Below are 4,405 nucleotides of genomic sequence, written 5' to 3'. Positions count from 1 at the left end.
ATATCCCGATTTTTTAATGCTTTGCAAACAAAAACAAGCATATATACTTGTTTTAATGAATTATAAAATCCATATGTCTTTTAAGGTCTCTAATTTTGCTCTCTGGTATCAAACTACCGATAAGCAATAAAGCAATTCCGGTGAAAATTAATGAATCAGCAAAATTAAATGTGCCATCTCTGTTTAAAAAAGGTATAAAGAAGATGTCTTTAACATAACCACTAAAAATAAAACGATCTAACATATTACCTAAATCACCTGCCAATATTATTCCTACAAATATTGCACGTATTTTATTATGTTTATCTAAAAACAATCCATATGTTAAAATAAAAATAAACAAAATGATTGAAATGGTTTGAATTAAAGTTGTATTACGAGTTTTAGCAAAAGTAATTCCACCGTGTCAGATGCTTCGTATCCCAAGTAGTGGCGAAACTGTGTAACTATTTAATATAGATTCAGCAGGAAATCTTTGACCATTATAAGATACTTCAAAATTTTGATCCAAAGTTTTTATTGAACCGTGATTAAATAATAGATTCTTTGTCATCTGATCTATAAATAAAAAAACTATTAATGAAGCAAAAATAAATATATAAGTTATTAAAATACGTTTTTTATTTACAGATAAGTAGTTTTTTAATATTTTTATTTTTTTATTCATGAAACTCTCTTACAATTTGCTCACATTGATTACATAAATCATTTTTAACATTTTCTTTATCAAAATGATTTCAACATCTTAAGCATTTTAATGAATCAAATTTTTCAACTTTTAATTCATTTCCCTGTGTTATTTTTCCTACCATTAATAATGTTTTTAAATCAAGTTTAGCTATTAAATCAGATGTTTTAGGTAAAAATAATTCTAATTCATTTGATCGCTTCACTAAATTAGCTTTAATCGCATTTTCAATTAGCACATTAACTTTATCACGTAGTTCAAAAAATTCTTTATATGAAGTAATTAATGTTGCATCATATGCTATTTCAGAAAGTTTTGGTAAATTTTCTAAAAATACTGATTCATATTTATCTTTTTTATTAAAGAACTCATATGCTTCTTCGGATGTGGTAGGTAAAATCGGAGCAAGCGCTATTATAAGAAATTCGACTATCTCATACATATTTGCAAGTGTCATAAGTCGTTGTGGATCGTTTAATGAACGAACATACAAAATATCTTTGGTAACAGACAAATAGAAGCTAGAAAGCTCAACAACATAGTTTGAAAGCAGTTTTACAACCATTAAAAACTTATATTCGTCATATGCTTTAATTACATTGTATTTTAATTCTTGAAGTTGTTGATAAATAAACTTATGGATTCCGGTTCTTTTAATGTCTTTAGAATATTCAAAATTATTTAAGTTACCAAGCAAGAATTTAATAGTATTTCTTAATTTACGGTATATTTCGGTATTTTGATTTAAAATATCTTCACTTATTGAAATGTCACCTTGATATTCTGAATTTGCAACTCATAATCTTAAAATCTCTGCACCTCGTTTATTGATAATATCAGAAGGTTCAACAGAATTACCTTTTGACTTAGACATCTTATTTCCCTTAGCATCTACAACGAAACCATGTGATATAAGATTTTTATAAGGTGTTAATCCTTTATATGCAACTGAATTAATAATTGATGAGTTGAATCAACCACGATATTGATCAGTTCCTTCTAAATATAAATCATATGGTGATTGTAAATTCGGTTCTATTACAGCAGCTACACTTGAAACACCTGAATCGAATCAAACATCCATAATGTCTTTTTCCTTAGTAAAACCTTGATTTTGATATTTTAAAGGTAATAATTCTTCGGTTGATTTTTCTCATCAAATATCAGTTCCATATTTTGCTACTAAATCTATAACATGATCAAATAATTCTGAATCAAAAACTGGTTTTCCATCCTTATCATAAAAGATAATTAGTGGAACTCCTCAACTTCTTTGACGTGAAATAGTTCAATCAGAACGATTTTGGATCATTGAATATAAACGTTTTTTCGGTCATGCTGGATAAGTAGTAACATTATTTTCAATTTGATCTAAAATTTGCTCTCTAATTTTGTCAATTGAAACAAATCATTGTGGTGTCCCGCGAAAGATAATTGGTTTATGAGTTCTTCAATCATGTGGGTATGAGTGCTTAAATCTTTCAAAGTGTAATAATTTGTTTGCTAAAAATTCTGATATTTTCTTATTTGCATCCTGATAAAACATCCCATCAAAATCAGTATTGGTATTTTCAATATAACCTTTATCACAAATATGCATAATCATCTGTAACTTATTTTTTTGTCCAATTAAAAAGTCATCTTCACCAAACATCGGAGCAATATGAACTAAACCAGATCCTGATTCAACACTAACATGATGTCCGATCACTAATGGAGCATGAAACTTCAAAATTGGTGTTAAATATTCAATATTATAATTTAAAATTTGCGAACCTTTAAAAACTGAAACAATATCATATGTATCTCAACCACATTTTGATGCAACAACAGTTAATAAATCAATTGCAATAATATAAAAACTTCCATTATTTTTTACACGAGCATATTCAATATCTAAACCAATTGCTACCGCTGCATTAGCCAATAATGTTCATGGAGTTGTAGTCCAAATCACTAAATTATCACCAGTTTTAACATTTTCAAAATTACTTGCTACAACTTCAAAAGCAACATATATTGATGGTGAAATTACATCTTGGTATTCTACCTCAGATTCGGCTAAAGCACTTTGGGAACTAGGTGATCAAAATACAGGCTTTAATCCTTTATATACCAATCCATCCATTACCATCTTTTTAAAAACCTTTAGCTGCATAACCTCATATTGTTTATCTAAGGTTATATATGATTTTGAATAATCGGTAAATAATTGCAAGGATTTAAGTTGGTTTCGTTGGTTATTAACTTGTTGTAAAGCATATTGAGCTGCTTTTTTACGTAAAATTACAGGATTAAGTTCATCCTTATTTAATTTGCTTTCAGTAAGCATTTTATGCTCTATTGGTAAACCATGTGTATCTCAACCAAGAACAAATGGTGAATAAAACCCTGATAAAGATTTATATCTAACAATAATATCCTTTAAAACTCTGTTTAATGTATGACCAACATGAATACCTCCATTAGCGTATGGTGGACCATCGTGCAAGATATACTTTGGGTTATTTTTATTTTTTGATAATACTTTTTGGTAAATTTTAGAACTTTCCCAAAACTGACGATATTTTGGTTCTTTAACTAATAAATTAGCTCTCATTTCATAATCAGTTTTTGGCATATTTAATGTCTTTTTATAGTCCATATTTTTCTCCTTTTTTATATCTATATATTTTAGCAAAAAAATAAAAATTGCTATATTTTATAAACTAATTTACTGCAGTTTATAAAATATAGCAATTTTTGATGGTGGCTCCGGCAGGAATCGAACCAGCGACACACAGAGCTTCAATCTGTTGCTCTACCAACTGAGCTACAGAGCCAATGGCGGTCCAGACGGGGATCGAACCCGCGTTCTCCTCCGTGACAGGGAGGCGTATTAACCACTTTACCACTGAACCATTGGTTGCGGAAACAGGACTCGAACCTGTGACCTTCGGGTTATGAGCCCGACGAGCTACCAAACTGCTCCATTCCGCGATATGTTCTATAAATTCATATTATGTTAAGTTATGGTGGCGGGTGATGAGGGATTCGAACCCCCGCGGGCCGTAAAGCCCCTGGCAGTTTTCAAGACTGCTCCCTTCAACCGGACTTGGGTAATCACCCATATTGGTGGACCCAACAGGATTCGAACCTGTAACCAACCGGTTATGAGCCGGTTGCTCTAACCGTTGAGCTATAGGTCCATTTCCGAATTTATAGATTTTTTGGTAGCACCAAAGAGAGTCGAACTCTTGACCTTCCGGGTATGAACCGGATGCTCTAACCAACTGAGCTATAGTGCCATAAATGGTGGAGAGTATGGGATTCGAACCCACCACCTCCTGCGTGCAAGGCAGGCGCTCTAGCCAAATGAGCTAACCCCCCGAAATGGTGAAGAAGACAGGATTTGAACCTGCGACCACTACAGCCCAAATGTAGTGCTCTACCAAACTGAGCTACTTCTCCGTGTATTGGCTATAGTATTATACAATAAAACTATATATATCAAAAAAAACTTTTCTTATTTATTGCTAATATATTTTAGCATAATTTTGTAAAAATAAAAACATAAAATTTTAGATTTTTATTTTATCATTCTTGCTATATTAAAATATTTTTATGTTAATTAAATTTCTTTATTCTTGTTTGTGTTTTAAATTAAAAAATGCCCCTTAGGCATAGTCCTTTGAAAACTGAATAGTAATTATAATTCATTAAAATGTCTTGAATACA

Annotated in this window: 2 protein-coding genes and 8 tRNA genes; all 10 read right to left on the bottom strand. The window is 30.7% G+C overall.

Annotated features, from left to right (window positions below; genetic code table 4):
- Positions 1 to 52: 52 nt before the first annotated feature.
- The 10 genes from ACXYRN_RS04245 to ACXYRN_RS04200 all read right to left on the bottom strand — a co-directional run bounded on the left by ACXYRN_RS04245 (position 53) and on the right by ACXYRN_RS04200 (position 4,138).
- Positions 53 to 667: a signal peptidase II gene (locus tag ACXYRN_RS04245; protein WP_458607780.1), complete on the bottom strand. Its 615-nt coding sequence runs from the start codon at positions 665 to 667 to the stop codon at positions 53 to 55.
- Positions 660 to 3,332, bottom strand: a complete 2,673-nt coding sequence (ileS, locus tag ACXYRN_RS04240) for an isoleucine--tRNA ligase (protein ID WP_458607779.1) — start codon at positions 3,330 to 3,332, stop codon at positions 660 to 662. The genes ACXYRN_RS04245 and ileS overlap by 8 nt, the downstream gene beginning before the upstream one ends.
- Positions 3,333 to 3,434: 102 nt before the next feature.
- Positions 3,435 to 3,510 (bottom strand) — tRNA-Phe (locus ACXYRN_RS04235).
- A 2-nt stretch (positions 3,511 to 3,512) separates the two neighbouring features.
- Positions 3,513 to 3,588: transfer RNA gene (locus tag ACXYRN_RS04230), tRNA-Asp, on the bottom strand.
- A 2-nt stretch (positions 3,589 to 3,590) separates the two neighbouring features.
- Positions 3,591 to 3,667, bottom strand: a tRNA-Met gene (locus ACXYRN_RS04225).
- A 36-nt stretch (positions 3,668 to 3,703) separates the two neighbouring features.
- Positions 3,704 to 3,796, bottom strand: a tRNA-Ser gene (locus ACXYRN_RS04220).
- A gap of 4 nt (positions 3,797 to 3,800) precedes the next feature.
- A tRNA-Ile gene (locus tag ACXYRN_RS04215) sits at positions 3,801 to 3,876 on the bottom strand.
- A gap of 22 nt (positions 3,877 to 3,898) precedes the next feature.
- Positions 3,899 to 3,975: transfer RNA gene (locus ACXYRN_RS04210), tRNA-Met, on the bottom strand.
- Positions 3,976 to 3,980: 5 nt separating this feature from the next.
- A tRNA-Ala gene (locus tag ACXYRN_RS04205) sits at positions 3,981 to 4,057 on the bottom strand.
- A gap of 4 nt (positions 4,058 to 4,061) precedes the next feature.
- Positions 4,062 to 4,138 (bottom strand) — tRNA-Pro (locus ACXYRN_RS04200).
- Positions 4,139 to 4,405 lie beyond the last annotated feature (267 nt).

Source organism: Mycoplasma sp. 4423 (genome assembly GCF_054353855.1).
The sequence above is the reverse complement of the archived record's forward strand: the minus strand, read 5'-3'. Positions and strand labels throughout refer to the sequence as shown.